Consider the following 15,894-nt stretch of genomic DNA (forward strand, 5'->3'; position numbering starts at 1 on the left):
TTACGCCCTCAAAGTAATAAAGATGATCGAAGAACTGCATCATATCGGCGATATTATTCACGATCGCTATAGGATTACTTCCCTACTAGGAAAAGGTGGGATGGCAATTACCTATGCCGCCGCCGACATTCAAAGTCAGCACGATGTCGCCATCAAAGTACTCTCTTTGCGACAGGCTAGCCAATGGAAAGCGATTGAACTCTTTGAAAGAGAAGCGAAGGTTTTAGCCAGTCTCCATCATCCGCAAATTCCCCAATATTTAGATTATTTTTATATTGACCTTGAGAGCGATCGCCGATTTTATTTAGTGCAAGAACTAATAGTCGGTGAGTCTCTAGCGACTCTCGCTCCACAACGCCTGACGGAAGCATCGGTCATCGACATAGCCAACCAAATTTTGCAGATTCTCTGCTATCTGCAAGAACTTACACCACCAGTCATCCATCGGGATCTGAAACCTCAAAACTTAATTCGGCGACCCGATGGCGCGATCGCCCTTGTCGATTTTGGTGCAGTCCAAGATATCTACCGCAATACAGTCGCAGGAGGTAGTACCTTTGTCGGAACCTATGGCTACATGGCTCCCGAACAGTTTCGCGGTCAGGCAAGCTGTGCTTCCGATTTGTATGGATTAGGCGCAACTTTGCTATTTTTGCTAACTCAGCGATCGCCTTCAGATTTGCCCCAAAGCCGCATGAAAATTGATGTTCGCGCCTGTACGAATATCTCGCCTCAATTTGCGGATTGGCTAGAGCAAGCGATCGCCCCAGTTGCCGAAGATCGCTTTACCTCTGCACGTCTTGCGCTGGAAGTTTTGGAAGGAAAGAGCGTATTTACGCCGCAATTAGGCAATCAATTAGGTAATAGGGTAGGCAATAGTTACCTTGCCAATTTGAAAGCCTCGGGAGAAGTAGAAAAAGCTCGCAAACTCAAGCCCCTAGATACGCGAATTGAATACGAACGCACAGGCGATCGCCTTACTTTCAAAATTCCTAGCCTTGGCTATCGACCACTCACATGGGTATTTGGAGCCTTAGCCGCAGGGATTTACTGGGGCTTAGATAAATTCATTCTTCCCCACATCAATACCTTGGGACTGCTTTCCCAAATTCCTCTAGGATTTGCGGCTTTTGTGGTGGGGTTAATGTCGCTCATGTGCGCCGTTTTATTTGTCTATGCCTTGATTGGCAATGTATTAATCGAAATAGATCGCCAAACCTTTCGGATTGCATGGCATCTATTGGGGATCAGGGTAGGTAGAGAACGGGGCTATAACTCAGAAATCACCAGAATCGGGCTTGATGAGATTGTGGGTGAGAATGGGCAGAAAACGACTCACTATGCCATTTGGCGAGGAGAAGTCAAACATCGTTTTGATTCGATTTTGATGGAAAAAGAAGAAATGGATTGGATATTAGGAGAAATATTAGACTTTTTGAGTCAATAATTTTGCTCAAAACTCAAACTACAAAATGTAGCGAAGCCACACTTTGTAGTTTGAGTTTTGAGCGCAAAGCGCTGTAGATCATCCTTTCGTAGGAGGATGATCTAGGTTATAGCGAAGTAGACTCTGTCTCATAGATTTGGATTGAAAAAAGATCAGTTTTAGCTAACTGATGGAGGTTATGTTATGAGTACACCAGACGCGACCATTGAAGCCTTACAAAATCGCATCAAATATCTAGAAGCTCATCTCCATCTAGCTTTACAGATTTTGAGCGAACTAGAAGAAGATTCAGAGGAATTTACTAGAGACTCACCATCTCCACAATTATCCCTTGCCAGCAATAATTCGCTAAGCACTGTTGAATTACCAACTTTTTTAAACTCTCGGACATGGAAACATCACTCTTTTGAGGTAGTAAGCCATCCAAATTCTAGCGATCGCTTCGTGGCTCGCGCCTCCTAATCAAAACCAGAAGACGAGTTGCGGCGCTTCGCGCCGCAACTCGTCTTCTGGTTTTGTGTTCTAAAAAGAATGGCAACAGATAGAGCTATAAAAACTTCTGTATTAAAGCGTTAAGCTGTAAAAGCTTCACGGGTTTAGCAAGATATTCATTAGCTCCTGCGGCTAGACATATCTCGCGATCGCCATTCATGACTAAAGCAGTTAGCGCAATAATCGGAATTGCCGCAATCCTTACATCTGCACGGATCAAGCGGATCGCTTGAAGTCCATCCATCTGAGGCATTTGAATATCCATCAGGATAATATCTGGCAGATGTTCTTTTGCCATAGCCACAGCCTCTTCCCCATCTCTGGCGATAATGACACGGTAATTAAAAGCCAAGAGATAATCATTAAAGGTTTCGATATTGATCTCATTATCTTCGGCAAGTAAAATAAGTGGCGCGATCGCTCCCGTCGCCGCACTAATTGAAGCAGATTCAGGTAAAGGATTGGGGGCGATAGGTGAGAAATTGTAACTCATAGAATCAATTTCATAGGGAAGAGCTACCGTAAAACAACTCCCTTTATCAACTTCGCTCTCCGCCGTAACTAGCCCACCATGAAGTTCAGTAATTTTTTTAACTAGCGCTAATCCCAAGCCAGTACCTTCATATTCACGGTTGAGGGCGCTATCTACTTGCACAAAAGGTTGAAAGAGGCGTTGTAAATTCTTTGCCGCAATGCCAATCCCCGTATCGACAACTTGAAACAAGATCATTGGCGATCGCTGAAGTTTACAAATCTGTGGAATCGTCGCTTCACCTTGCCAGATATTGCCGCAACCAACGGCTACTAGCAGCTTAATCTTTCCTTGGCTAGGGGTAAATTTGACGGCATTAGTCAGTAAATTAATTAACACCTGTCGAATACGCCGCTCTTCGACATGGATATTGTTGATATCACTGGGAATATTATAAGAAACTTTAATTTTTTTCTGAAAAGCTTGCTGCTGCACAAAGACGATGCTGGACTGACAGAGAACTTTCACGGAAACAGGCTCAATATTAAGCTCCATCGTGCCTGAGGAAATTTTTGATAGATCGAGAATATCGTTAATCAGTGATAACAGATGTTCGCCACTTTTTTGGATTGTACTAATCGTCTTTTTTTGTTTAGGATTCAACTCGCCAAAAATCTGCTCTAGTAGAATCTCAGACATTCCCAAAATGGAATTGAGCGGTGTGCGAAGTTCATGGCTCATATTGGCGAGAAATTCGTCCTTGAGCTTAGTGGCATGAAGGAGTTGCTCATTGGATTGTTGTAATTGAATTTCTGCAAGCTTACGGCTGGTAATATCCTGAAACATGGCTACCACGCCAATCACATTATTTGCCCAGTCTCGCAGGGGAGATTTGTGGGTTTCTAACCAAATCTGTTTACCATCGGGTAGGGTAAGGGTTTCCACTATACTTAATTTTGATTTTCCTGATTCCATTACCTCGCGATCATCGTTACGATAGGCGATCGCTTCAATTTCGGTGGCAGAAAGCTCAAAATCATTTTTGCCAATCATCGCATCAGTGGAATCCAAACTAAAAATTGAGGCAAACTGGGCATTACAACCTAAATAGATAGAATTTCGATCCTTCCAAAACAAAGGAATGGGAATCGTATCGATGACTGTTTGAATAAACTTACGGGATTCTTGTAATGAAATTTCCGCTAATTTACGATCGCTGATATCCATCGAAATGCCCACTAAGTGCGTCACCTGACCCGCCTCATTCAGCACTGGTTTTGCCTTAGAAAAGATATAACCCATCGTGCCATCTGCTCGGATTATCTGAAAATCGCTTTGATAAGATTCCCCATAGCGAATGGCGCGAGTAACTAACTCATGGCGAACTTGATAGTCTGGAGATGCATAATAAGAAGCGAGGATCTCGTAGGATAATTCTTTCCCTTCGGGTTTAATTTTAAAAATATTATACAATTCAGGAGAACATTCAATCTTCCCTGTAACTACATCCATCTCCCAATTTCCCAATCGGGCAATCTGTTGAGATTCTTGTAAGCGACTTTCACTTAGCTTTAAAGCGGCTGTTCTCTGTTCGACTCGATCTTCTAATTCTTGATTGAGTTGTCTGAGTTTGAGTTCGGCAAGTTTGCGATCGCTAATGTCACGAATCATAAAAATAGCTTCATCCTCACCACTTTTGATAATTCGGACTTCTTCGTATTGAAGGCGATCGCCGATTGTGACTTGCTGCTCAAACACCTGTAATTCACCTGTCTGCAAAGCTTGCTGCATGTAGTGATGTTGCCTTTGAGCTAGCTCTGGCGATAATATATCTGAAATAGAATGACCAATAACATCAAAGTTATCTGCAAATAGCTCTATTTGCGGTCTCGAAGTAATTACTTGTCGATAAACGAGATTCGCTCCAATCCGAAACATTAGATCGGGAATAGCTTCTAAAATAGCGCGACTCTCCGCTTCCCTAGCGGCGAACTCTCTGGTGCGTTCTTCCACCTTCTGCTCTAGGGAGGCATTTAAATCCTGTAGTGATTGATATACCTCCGCTAGCTGTTGCTGCGATCGCGAAAGATGTAAACCTAACTCCACTTCATGGAGGATTTGCTTAACGGTCGTATTGAGTAAGGTCGCCGTAACCGCATCTTTAACTAAGTAATCAGCCGCCCCCAACTTCATGGCGCGTACCGCTATTTTTTCATCCCCTTGCCCTGTAAGCATGATCACAGGCAATTTACGACCTACACGCACTCTACGAATTTCTTCGAGAAATTCTAATCCATTGCCATCGGGTAAATTCAGATCCAGCAGTACCATATCCAGTGGCTGCGATCGGTATATTTCCAGACTATCCTCTAAGGTTTCGGTTTCGATAAATTGATAGGTGCGATATTCCTCCGATTTCAGAAAGCGCATATAAGTTTGGCGATCGCTTTCAGAGTCATCGACAATCAACAGGGTGATGAGGGGATTTGCAAGTTGATTCGTCATGGGAGAACTTATAGCTTATCCGTAACTATATATCTAATATGTTGCATTACTTTGGGGATGTTCCTGAAAAAGCAAGACAATCTTTTACTTTTTAGCGAAATTGCTCTAGTAAACTCTAATTTCTTTGCTCTACTCCATTTTCCACAGTCGTGACATTAGCAGGCGGACGAGTCCAATTAAAGTCACTAATCCGAAACAATAATTCACCCAAACCTTGATTTGGATTATAGCGAATTAACAGCGAGTAAGTGCGTCTAGCATATTCCAAAGAATAAACCGAATCAAACAAGTTACCCGTATCCAAACTCCAACTTTGCTGAATGCCCAAACGAATTGGTCCATAAATTTGCTGCACAATCCCTGCGGTCAACGCCCGAGTATCCGCAATCCGATCAAATATAAAGGGGGATCGCCCACTAGAAAAGGCTTGGGTATAACTGACCGTAAAACCTGTGTAATCGAGAAAATCCTTCGCAAAGTTCCCCACTTCTCCTGATAATCCCAAAGTTCCAAATAAAGTCGATTGATTAGCCCCATTAGAATAGAAAGAATTAACCCCCTGCACCGATACAAAAGCATCTAATTTAGGAACAATAGTTTTTGGTGAAAAGCGAAGCCCCGATTCGCGCTCAGCAGGAGCAGGTGTCCCCCTCAGTAAAGGAAAAACGCGGTTCAAGACAGCGGCACTTTGCAAACGAACCAAAGTCCCGACCGTACTAGGTTGCAGATCGTCGCGCACTGCGCCAATGACCTGAGCCGCTAATTGATAATTAAAAGAAATTTGCGAATCTCCGAGTACATATTTGGGAGAAATCAGGGTTGATCCAAATATATTATTGACATCTTGAAAGCCTAACGAACCATTGAATACGCGATCGCGAAAGGCGTATTGAGAGAGCAAGGTATAGTCACCGAAAGCAGGGATTTCATAGCTAGCATTAAACCTCAACAGAGAATCAATTTTTGAGAAATCTAGCCCCGAAAAACTAGCCCTTGCCGATAACCTCTGTCCGTTATCAAAGGCTCCATTTAAAGTTGCAACGACCCCCAATATATCAAAGCCTAATAATCCCTTTTGGCTAGAAAAAGCCCTCTGTAAGAGCAATTGTGGCGATAGCTGAAAGCTTAAATCAGGTTGGGTAATCACATCAAAACTTTGTTGATAAAACAGCCCATCGCGATCGCGGCGATCAAATCCCACCAGTGCCGGGGCAAAGCGCTGAAATCGATCTAAGGTAATCGTATTGACAGGAATAGGTAAGGAAAATCCTTGATCAAAGACGAGGGTGGGAGATTCGAGATCAAGGCGATTTTGGGTAGGAGAAATCGGCGTTAAGGTGGCTTTACTGGTAACCAACTCTAGTTCGGGCGGACTAAAGGGATCATTAGTCACTCGCAAGTTTTCGGCTGTCCAAGTATCGCCATTAATCGTTAAGCGTTCCGCCACAAAGCCAAACCGCCGCACCTGTCCCTCTGCCGAGTCGCCTGAACCTGTCACCGAGACCGTAATCGAGTTAGTTGCCAGTTCTGATGGCGATCGCGATACTTCTGAGTTAACAATAGTACCTAAATCGACTGCGCCTGAAGCATTCAGAAGTTCCCCTTTTATATCTCCATAGTTATAGGTTAGTTTTGTGCCACGTATTTTCTGATCGCCACGGGTAAAAAAGACATTTCCCTCCGCCACAACTTCCTGAGTTTTAGTATTCAGTTGCACGCGATCGGCTTTTAGTTGGGATTTCTTGTAATTAATTTCGACATTACCCTCGGAGGTAAACACCTGTGTATTGATGTCATATTCTTGGCGATCGCTTACAACCTTAAGCCGCAGTGGCGTTAAATCCGTCAGTATTGGTTTCCCATCAGGATCACTAACCGTTGGCGGTGTTGTCCTTACAGGAGGAGTTACACGCAGGGGCGGATCGTTGGGTTTCGGCTTGGGAAAACTATTAGGCTTAACGGGACCAACCTGAGCGATCGGCGACAATTCCATAATCTTTCGGGCAAATGTCTCAGGCTCAGGCAAAGCTTTAAAAAAAAGTTCTAGCTGCGATCGCACCTCAATGGGCAATTCTGTCGAAAATCTAGCCATATCAGCACTAGACACTGAGGATGGCGACAAAGGCTTCGCAGTGACCTGTTTTACCTCGGCATAGTTGCGAGGAGGCTGTGATGAAGATGGTGGTAAAAAGTCCATACGCAACTAAGTCTACAGGATCTGTTCTCGCGATTCAAAGCTAGCCTGAACATATTTAGCTAGATTGCACCATATTAATTACAAACCAAAACTCGTAAAGTTACGCTCCTAGGGGGCGCAACTTTACAGGTTTTTGGTAATTTATTTTGCAAAAGCACTTAGATTGTGTGATGTGAGGTGTGAACTGGCAGACACTAATATAGCGTTACAGCGCTTTACGCTAACTGAAAACTCAGAAATATTTTTGAAAGCCTTACTTCGTGCGGCTTTCAAAAATATTTCTGTACCACTCAAAGATTCAATAGGCGGTATGTAAGCTGTAGCTTAGCCCTTAATTGCGGATTTGGACGGGCATGAGTAAATAAGTCATCTTCGTTGCGCCGATGGGGACAAGTACCGCAGGACTAGTGGGGTTATTAAGTTGCAGTTGAATTTCATTGCTGGGTAGAGCCTTGAGCCCATCTAGCAAATACTTGACGTTAAAGGCAATTTCCACATCCTCACCCGACACTTGGGCGGGGAGAGATTCACGTCCTGCGGCAACATCAGGAGCCTCCACGGACAGAGAAATTTCTTGCCCCGTGGAGTCAATGGAAATTTTAACGATGTTATTTTTTTGATCCGCCAGTACCGCAATCCGTTCTAGAGCAGACAAAAATAATTTGCGCTCTAGGGTGACCTGACGCTCAAAACGATTCGGGATCAATTGGCGATAGTTGGGATAAGTGCCATCCAGCAGACGCGAAATCAAAATTTGATTAGCACTCTGGAAAATCATGTTGGCGCGATCAAAATTCACCGCGATCGCCCCTTCAGTTTGTTGATTAAGCATCCGCTCAAGTTCGCGCAATGCTCTTGCAGGAATCGTAACCTCTAGATTCGTGGATACGGTATCGCCAGTAACAGGCGGCTCATCCGCATCCAAAAATCCCGTCTGCACCACCGCCAAGCGATGTCCATCGGTCGCCGCAAATTCGAGGAGATCAGCATTTGCAGTCAAATGTACACCCGTGAGAATGCGTTTAGTTTCGTCTGCTGAAGTAGCAAACAAAGTCGAAGCCAAACCACTCAGCATCGACTCTACGGGTAGATAGGTTCTCTCGCCATCTTCGCCAATTTGAGGCAATTCAGGAAATTCTTCAACAGGTAGCCCATGCAGTTGGTAGCGCCCAGAGCCACACACAATCGAAACCATCGTGTTGTCTTTGTCTACGCTGATGGTGATGTCTTCGTCAGGAAGGCGTGAAACAATGTCGTTGAGCAGCTTAGCAGGCAGGGTAATCGCTCCCGCCTCTACCACTTGGGCAGGAAAAGAAACTTGAATCCCCAAGTTGAGGTCAAAGGCAGTCATTCCAAGACTTTGGCTAGAACCATCCGCATCTAGTCGGATATTTGCCAAGATGGGGTGGGTGGGACGGGATGCGACAGCGCGACCGACAAGGGCTAAGTTGGCAGCGAGTTGGTTTTGAGGACAGACTAATCGCATAGTTTGAGGTCAAATTTTCTAAACTGATTGGGAAATTTAAGGAGATTGCTTGATTATGGCTAATTGTGGAGACACTTTCCAGCCTAGGGAAATTATTTAACTAACTCGGCAAAGTCTAGCTTTAGACTGGTCAGCTCTGGAAAAGTTTTGAGAACCCATTGGGGAAAAGTCTAAGAAGCTGTGGAAAACAAGTACTTTAAGGAATTTTTAGGAAGGAAAAAAGGAATTTAAAAAGGTTTTTAGAATATTAAAAAAACAAGAGATGTTTAAAAATGAAATATTTGTAAATAAGTTTTTGAATTATCGAAATTTAGAAATACAAAGCTTTAAAGCAAACTATGCAACTGAAGGTTCTTTAGTTTTTTGATTTGTGGAAGCCAATCATACCATCGTTGCCATTTTTTACAAGTCAAAAAAATAATTTTATTTTTCGTTAATTTTTCATTTGAACTAATTATTACTCTTAAAGAATAAATAAATTTATTAATAGTAGTAATAGGGGCTGTGGAAAATGTGGAAAACTCTAAGAAAAGTATATAGAATAATACTTCTAGACTTTTTTGCCTGTGGAAAACCCTGTGGAAAAAGTGACTAGTTTTCCACAGGGTATAAATACCTATTAAAAGTTTTCCACATTTATCCCCAAGTTATCCCCAGATATTAGAGACTTTTCCACAAAGAAATTAAAGTTTTCCACAGGTTTTCCACAGGCTAAATCGAAAAATCGGGATATGTGGATAAAAAATTGCCATCAAACCCTAGAAAAAGTCTTATAAATTTTATGTTTACTTGTATTGAAACTATATAAAAAAGTTATGTTTAAAATTGGTTTCAATAAATAAAAATGATTTAAATTCACAAAATTAATTTTGTGAATTATTTAGACGATCGCTTAATTATTAGACTTATTAGCAATTCTTGAGCTTTATGGCGATCGCGATTGATCACAATTTAGAACAAAGTATGGTTGCTAATTCTGATTTTTGTAAGAGAATTGAGCTTGAGGTTTGCGATAGCCATCGCTATCTGCGGATATTTAAAAATCGGATTACGAGAGTTACTAGAGTAATTGCAACACAAGCGATCGAGAAAACCCAATTCTTGAGCGTCAGGTCTACACCTCCTAGATAATTTGCGCCGATCGCGATCGTGTGAGCCGAGGCAAGCACTAGGGCGGGTAAGGATAGTAAATGCAAATAGCGCCAATATTTGCCTAACTTAGCAACCATCCAATCCGAACTGGTGAGAGCCGCAGGAGTCATTAAGGCGATCGCGATCGCCCCTAGCCAAATGGAAATTTGATGTTGGGGAATCATAAAAGATAAAGCATCAAAGTTCCATTGAAAAGTATGCTCAATTTTATGAAAAGTATGGGCTAAAGATAGGATAAATGCACCAACACCGATCGCCCGCCGATAGAGCATTAGGAAAGCAAAAGCCTTGGAAATCTGGCTGAGGGGACGTGCAGCAAGGGCTAAAACTAGCAAAATTAACCCACTATGCCCTGTGTAGTCCACCATATCGCTAGTACGCATCAGCGTTAAAATGCCGATAATGAGCGTAATCCATCCGCCTAAGCGGAACAATTGACTACGGCGATCGCGGCTCAGTAAACCCGCAAATACTCCTATGCCTAGCATTGAGGGTAAAGTTCCCAACCCAAAGGCGAGCATCGTCAAGGCTCCCATTTGGATACTGCTCGTTTCGGCGGCTTTGAGTTGGGCAGTGTAGAGAAAACCACAAGGAATCAATCCCCAAGTCATTCCCAATAGAGCAGGTGTAAGCGGATGAGAATGGAAAGATAATTTCATCATCGCATTGCTGAGGCGTTGGTGTAGTCCTGCGATCGCCATGGGGTTGAAAAAAGGTAAATTGGGTAAACCTTCGGGCTTGATATTGGCAATTCCCATCCAGATCAACAAAATTCCTGTCAAAATGGCAAGCCACCGTCGCAAATCGCTCTCTATCCCTGCGAACTGTCCACTGGCAACCAGCACAGAGCCGATCGCGCCAATAGCAGCCCCCGTCAGAGCATAGCTCACGATTCTGCCAAGATTAAGCAAGGTATGAAAATATAAATGCTGCTGCCAAGTTCGAGAAGCTTTTGGCTCCTGTTTTGGCGAATTATCTTGATCTTTGCGGTTCGGATCTTTGCCTGTCTTATCTTTTCCTGAAAGTGAGAAAGCAACGGTTAAAGGTCCACACATGCCCACGCAATGACCGAAACTGCCCAAAAATCCTAACGCCGCAACCAGCAATAAATCTAACATTCTTCACATAATAGCGCGTGATGCTTGCCTAAGATTGAAAACCAAATTCAGTAAGGGATTTAAAGTCCCAAAATGGCCTAGCCATTTTGGGTATAAGACCTAGCGACCCACATTTGTCGTAAAAGTTAGTTCAAAGGGCGCAAAATCTTGATTATTGAGAGGTGAACCGCTTAACTTTAGTTCGTATCTACCCACTTGAGGGAATGTCACTTCTAAACTAGGTAACCCTAAATAACGATCAAGGATGGATAGAGGATTATTAACCGTAAATCTAATACTGCGATCTGTGAGCGATCGCACTTCCATTTGACAATTACATTTTTCGTAGGGAATAATCTCGCCGCCCCGCTTGGTGAGCGCAACCCAGATGCGTGTTTTTTTGCCAGCTACAGGGTGATCGTTAGGCTCAATATGAATAGTGCCGCCCACATTCTGCGAGGTTTTGACCTCATGGGCTATGTGAACTGGTTCTATTGCTCTGTAGGAATCTATTTGAGGGGAGTTCCCTAAATTTAGATTTAATAAAATAGAAGCTACTTCGATCATGGTTTAATAACTCCACAGGCAATAGGGGGCTTGTAATCTAGATTAGGAATTGTCGATTTTCTGTTTGTTCGGACAGAGATAATATTCGCGAAAAATAAGGGCAAAGCTACAGCTAATGCCCTACGCGGCTTAGCCGCAAAGTCGAGTTGAATTTTAGTCTGCGATCATCATGACGGTATTTGCTCAGACAGTCAAAAGACAGCCTGTCAAATATAGCTATCAAAATCCAAAAGGCGAGTGGCGGCACGAAGCGCCGCCACTCGCCTTTTGGGTTTTAAAAACAATGCTGAAACAAACTTGCTACGCAAGTTTGTTTCAGCTAAATTTTGCCAGCTATTTTGAGTAACGTTACCTCCCAGACTAGGCGAGGCTGCACATAGCGAGAGATCAGTTCTTTCGCCTTGTCGAGATGTTGCAAAACTGGTTTGGATCTTTGCTTTTCCCAAAAATAATTTTGCAAATAGTCGATTAGCCACAGTTGCAAATCGACTTCTAATTCCTTGGTGATTTGTTTGGCGATCGCCATCGCACTCTTTGCGTCTTGAGGTATTTGGCGTAGGGAGCTTAATAATTCGGAGGGAATACTTTTGAAACGCTCAAAGGAATCGATCGCCTGACCTGCCGAACCCTGCGCTAAAGCCACAACTTCAGACGGAATCTCGCTATGTCCTTCACGGCTTAACACTTCTTGCATCTGCGCTTGGTTGAGCCTTGTAAAAGGAATGCGCTGACATCGGGAGACTAAGGTTGGCAAAATCGAGCCAGCATCGGGAACGATCAAGATAATCGTGGCATAAAGGGGTTCTTCGAGGGTTTTGAGCAAACTATTGGCGGCTGATTCTGCCATTGATTGCGCCTCTTCGAGAATTACGACCGATCGCTTGCATTCGAGGGGAGAGCGACTGACAAATTCGCTAATTTCGCGGATCTGTTCAATTCTAATTTGGGGCAGAGCGCGACGTTTTAGCCCTGCGGCTTCCGCTTCTTTTGCTGTAAGCATTTTGCCCTTGTCTAAATAGGTCGGCTCCACCCAAAGCAGATCGGGATGATTGCGATCGCTGAGTCGATTGGCGGATTTGCGATCGCCTAGCAAAATTTCGGCAAAGGCGGCGGCAGTTCTACTCCGTCCTACCCCACTCGTTCCCGCAAATAAATAGGCTGGGGCGATGCGATCGCGTTTAATAGCTGCTTTTAAGAGGGCGATCGCTTGTTCCTGACCGACCACCATCTCAAAGGGGGAACTTGTTCTAATATTTTCATTAATAACAGCATTCACCACTAATCATTCCAAAGATCTTGCTGCGATCTTTTTGAATTAGGCGATCGCATACCGACGCGATAACGTCTTTCTAGATCGAGGGAGGTGTCCAAGGATTCTAAATTACGGCGGCGCAACCACCATCGGATTGCTTCATCTACCATTTCCGCAGGATTATTGGAAATCTCTAGCAGTTCAGTAAATAATTCTGGGGCAATTGTCACATTGTAAGCCGAATCGATTTCAGAATTAGCAACTGTTTCTGAATTAGGATCGGGGATTGCTGAAGATGAATTGCTCACATCTGGATCGCTGGAGTTGGTGGGAATATTGGACTCGGGGGCTAGTTCGTTATTGGCTGACAGAATGGCGTTAGTGGTTAGGGTGTTAGGGGCGGTAGGCAAATTATTGCCATTAGTTACCTTACTTGCTGCTGCGGAGGGATTAGGCGCGATCGCAGTGGTTGGTAATTCCTGAGAGCTATGGTCATTGCTGACATAGCGCTTGCTAAGGCTGAGGATCATGAACATGAAAAAGATAAGTCCAAACTGAAACAGTCCAATTATCAAGATCAATTTGTCTTGCGGCCAAAATTCATTCATAAATTTTTGGGATCAGTTTGTTAAGCTTTATAGTGCTGTTTGCCTAGTCATTCCACTCGCCGCGTGGTGGCACAACAGGATTCATCGTTAGGGGACGGGAGCGATCGGCTTCTTTGATGGCTCGACGCTGTAACCATTGACGAATCGCTGTGTCGATCGCCTGTTCGGGATTATTGGTTACTTCGCCGAGTTCAGCGAGCAAGGCAGGATCGATCTCTACGCTTTTTAGTACCTCGTTAAATGCTTCTTCGTTGGTCACTTGAGTGGTCTGCGGTTCGTTGACGTTATCTTCTGGCATAGGGAGTTGTTTAATTAACTGGCTTAGATTTAACTGGCACTATGCAGATTTTACCTAGATTTGTTACCAACTGAATGTGCAGAGCGATCGCATTTATTCTTTTGTCTATCTCGCGATACAGGCGGCTATCCCTACGTTTACCGTCTAGCGCCTACAAAGCAACATTTCTATAATGACTTCATTAACAAAACGTAAAGTTAAAAAAATGGCTGTTAAAAAAGAAGACCCCAAGCGATCGCGTGCAAGACTGATTGGCAATGTGCTGTTGCTGATTGGTGCAGGATTGCTCATAATAAATATCTTTTTACCAAATCTATTTGCCCCACCAGTGGCGCGAGTTCCCTATAGCTTATTTGTTCATGAAATCGAAGAAGGTCATGTAGCAAGGGTATACATCGGTCAAGACCAGATTACCTATCAGTTAAAGGGTGTCACCCCTGAAATTCTCGGTGATGTTATTTCCACCACCCCAATCTTTGACTTAAATCTCCCCGAACGCCTCGAAAAGAGTGGCGTAGAATTTGCCGCTGCACCTGTGCAGAAATCAGGCTGGTTCGGCACATTGCTTAGCTGGGTCATTCCCCCATTGATTTTTGTGGGTATCTTCCAACTCTTTAGCCGTAACGGTGGCGGTGGCGCTCCCGGAGGCTTGCAGATTGGCAAGAGTAAGGCAAAAGTCTATGTCGAAGGTGAGTCTACCAAAACCATGTTTGCTGATGTTGCTGGCGTGGATGAAGCCAAGCAAGAACTTCAAGAAATTGTCCAGTTCCTAAAGACTCCTGAGAAATACACCAAAATCGGCGCAAAGATTCCTAAAGGCGTATTGCTAGTTGGCCCCCCCGGAACAGGTAAAACTTTGCTTGCCAAGGCAGTTGCTGGTGAAGCAGGCGTTCCCTTCTTCAGTATCTCTGGCTCGGAATTTGTCGAACTCTTTGTCGGTGTTGGTTCTTCACGAGTACGTGATTTGTTTGAACAAGCCAAGAAACAATCCCCTTGTATCATCTTTATTGATGAACTTGATGCGATCGGTAAGGCTCGTTCTAGCGGCGGTATGTACGGTGGTAACGATGAACGTGAACAAACGCTCAACCAATTGCTCACGGAAATGGATGGTTTCGGAGTAGATGGAACGACAGTAATCGTTCTTGCCGCAACTAATCGTCCTGAAACCCTTGACCAAGCATTGTTACGTCCCGGTCGTTTCGATCGCCAAGTATTAGTCGATCGCCCCGATAAGAGTGGACGTTTAGAAATCCTCAAAATCCATGCCGCAAAAGTTACTCTCGACAAGAGTGTTGACCTCGAAACGATCGCTACTCGCACTTCAGGTTTTGCAGGTGCTGACCTTGCTAACCTCGTAAATGAAGCCGCTCTGCTTGCGGCTCGTGCTGGACGCGAAACTGTCTTACTGGAAGACTTTGCGGAAGCTGTCGAACGTGTAGTTGCTGGTCTAGAAAAGAAGAGCCGTGTTCTCAATGAGAACGAGAAGCGCATCGTCGCCTATCACGAAGTTGGTCATGCCCTAGTGGGAGCGCTTAACTCCAGTAGTGGCAAAGTTGAGAAAATCTCGATCGTGCCTCGCGGTATGGCGGCTCTCGGCTACACCTTGCAATTGCCAACAGAAGATCGCTTCCTGCTAAGCAAAGAAGAAATCGAAGCTCAAATCGCGACTTTATTAGGTGGGCGATCAGCTGAGGAAATCATCTTCGGTAGCATTACTACGGGTGCATCGAATGACCTCCAACGCGCTACCGATCTGGCGGACAAGATGGTGACTAGCTACGGTATGAGCGAAGTTTTAGGACCCCTTGCCTACCAAAAACAACAAAATCAATTCCTCGGTGGTATGGAAATGGCTCGCAATGTCAGTCCTGCAACTTCGGAAGCGATCGACAAGGAAATCAAAACCATTGTTGAAAATGCCCATACGAAGGCGCTAGCGATTCTCAATGCTAATCGTGATTTGCTAGAGTCGATCTCTGAAAAGCTCTTAGAAACAGAAGTTATTGAAGGTGAGTTCCTGACTGGTTTGCTATCTCAAGTCAAACCTGCTGAAGTTAACGTATAACAATCTCAACCCAATAAAAAAGCCGTGCAAAGCACGGCTTTTTTATTGCGTCTTTTCCCAACTTTGGCAAAAAAGTCAATTCTTCTCGATTTATATAGACAGTCCTGCAAACCCAAGAAGCTAGTTGCGTCGCAAAGCGCCGCAACTAGCTTCTTGGGTTTTGCTTTGTCCTCATGCAAGGGACTACAGCTATAGTTTGGTTGTTAATTTACCAAAGTGTGACCACACTTTAGTGAATTGGTATTACGATAGC

The 15,894-nt window shown here is 44.0% G+C and carries 11 protein-coding genes; 3 read left to right on the top strand and 8 right to left on the bottom strand.

Going from position 1 to position 15,894, the window contains the following annotated elements; all coding sequences use genetic code 11:
* The first annotated feature begins 22 nt into the window (after positions 1 to 22).
* Positions 23 to 1,447 carry a serine/threonine-protein kinase gene (locus H6F42_RS10360; RefSeq protein ID WP_199288979.1) on the top strand — a complete coding sequence of 475 codons (1,425 nt, stop codon included), beginning with the start codon at positions 23 to 25 and terminating at the stop codon, positions 1,445 to 1,447.
* Positions 1,448 to 1,630: 183 nt separating this feature from the next.
* Complete coding sequence (locus tag H6F42_RS10365; RefSeq protein ID WP_190399283.1) at positions 1,631 to 1,909, top strand: hypothetical protein; 279 nt, start codon at positions 1,631 to 1,633, stop codon at positions 1,907 to 1,909.
* Positions 1,910 to 1,994: 85 nt separating this feature from the next.
* Here the strand turns inward: H6F42_RS10365 and H6F42_RS10370 are convergent, their stop codons facing one another.
* From H6F42_RS10370 to H6F42_RS10405, 8 genes are all read right to left on the bottom strand, one after another.
* Entirely contained in the window at positions 1,995 to 4,916 is a 2,922-nt protein-coding gene (locus tag H6F42_RS10370; RefSeq protein ID WP_190399284.1) for a response regulator, read from the bottom strand.
* 115 nt (positions 4,917 to 5,031) lie between these two features.
* Positions 5,032 to 7,113 (bottom strand): DUF3769 domain-containing protein, encoded by a 2,082-nt coding sequence (locus tag H6F42_RS10375; protein WP_190399285.1) that lies wholly within the window; start codon positions 7,111 to 7,113, stop codon positions 5,032 to 5,034.
* Between the two features lie 331 nt (positions 7,114 to 7,444).
* Positions 7,445 to 8,599, bottom strand: a complete 1,155-nt coding sequence (gene dnaN / locus H6F42_RS10380) for a DNA polymerase III subunit beta (RefSeq protein WP_190399286.1) — start codon at positions 8,597 to 8,599, stop codon at positions 7,445 to 7,447.
* 1,022 nt (positions 8,600 to 9,621) lie between these two features.
* Complete coding sequence (locus H6F42_RS10385) at positions 9,622 to 10,869, bottom strand: sulfite exporter TauE/SafE family protein (RefSeq protein ID WP_190399287.1); 1,248 nt, start codon at positions 10,867 to 10,869, stop codon at positions 9,622 to 9,624.
* 99 nt (positions 10,870 to 10,968) lie between these two features.
* The gene (locus tag H6F42_RS10390; RefSeq protein ID WP_190399288.1) at positions 10,969 to 11,415 is read right to left on the bottom strand and encodes a hypothetical protein; all 447 of its coding nucleotides are present in this window, start codon (positions 11,413 to 11,415) and stop codon (positions 10,969 to 10,971) included.
* 319 nt (positions 11,416 to 11,734) lie between these two features.
* Positions 11,735 to 12,643: a DNA polymerase III subunit delta' gene (locus H6F42_RS10395; protein ID WP_190399492.1), complete on the bottom strand. Its 909-nt coding sequence runs from the start codon at positions 12,641 to 12,643 to the stop codon at positions 11,735 to 11,737.
* Between the two features lie 50 nt (positions 12,644 to 12,693).
* Entirely contained in the window at positions 12,694 to 13,275 is a 582-nt protein-coding gene (locus H6F42_RS10400) for a hypothetical protein (RefSeq protein ID WP_190399289.1), read from the bottom strand.
* A gap of 43 nt (positions 13,276 to 13,318) precedes the next feature.
* The gene (locus tag H6F42_RS10405; RefSeq protein WP_199288980.1) at positions 13,319 to 13,573 is read right to left on the bottom strand and encodes a hypothetical protein; all 255 of its coding nucleotides are present in this window, start codon (positions 13,571 to 13,573) and stop codon (positions 13,319 to 13,321) included.
* 205 nt (positions 13,574 to 13,778) lie between these two features.
* On the opposite strand from H6F42_RS10405, the gene ftsH reads away from it, so the two are divergent.
* On the top strand, positions 13,779 to 15,641 hold the full coding sequence (gene ftsH, locus H6F42_RS10410) for an ATP-dependent zinc metalloprotease FtsH (protein WP_190399290.1): 1,863 nt from the start codon (positions 13,779 to 13,781) through the stop codon (positions 15,639 to 15,641).
* Positions 15,642 to 15,894 lie beyond the last annotated feature (253 nt).

The organism is Pseudanabaena sp. FACHB-1998 (assembly GCF_014696355.1).
Classification (GTDB): domain Bacteria; phylum Cyanobacteriota; class Cyanobacteriia; order Pseudanabaenales; family Pseudanabaenaceae; genus Pseudanabaena.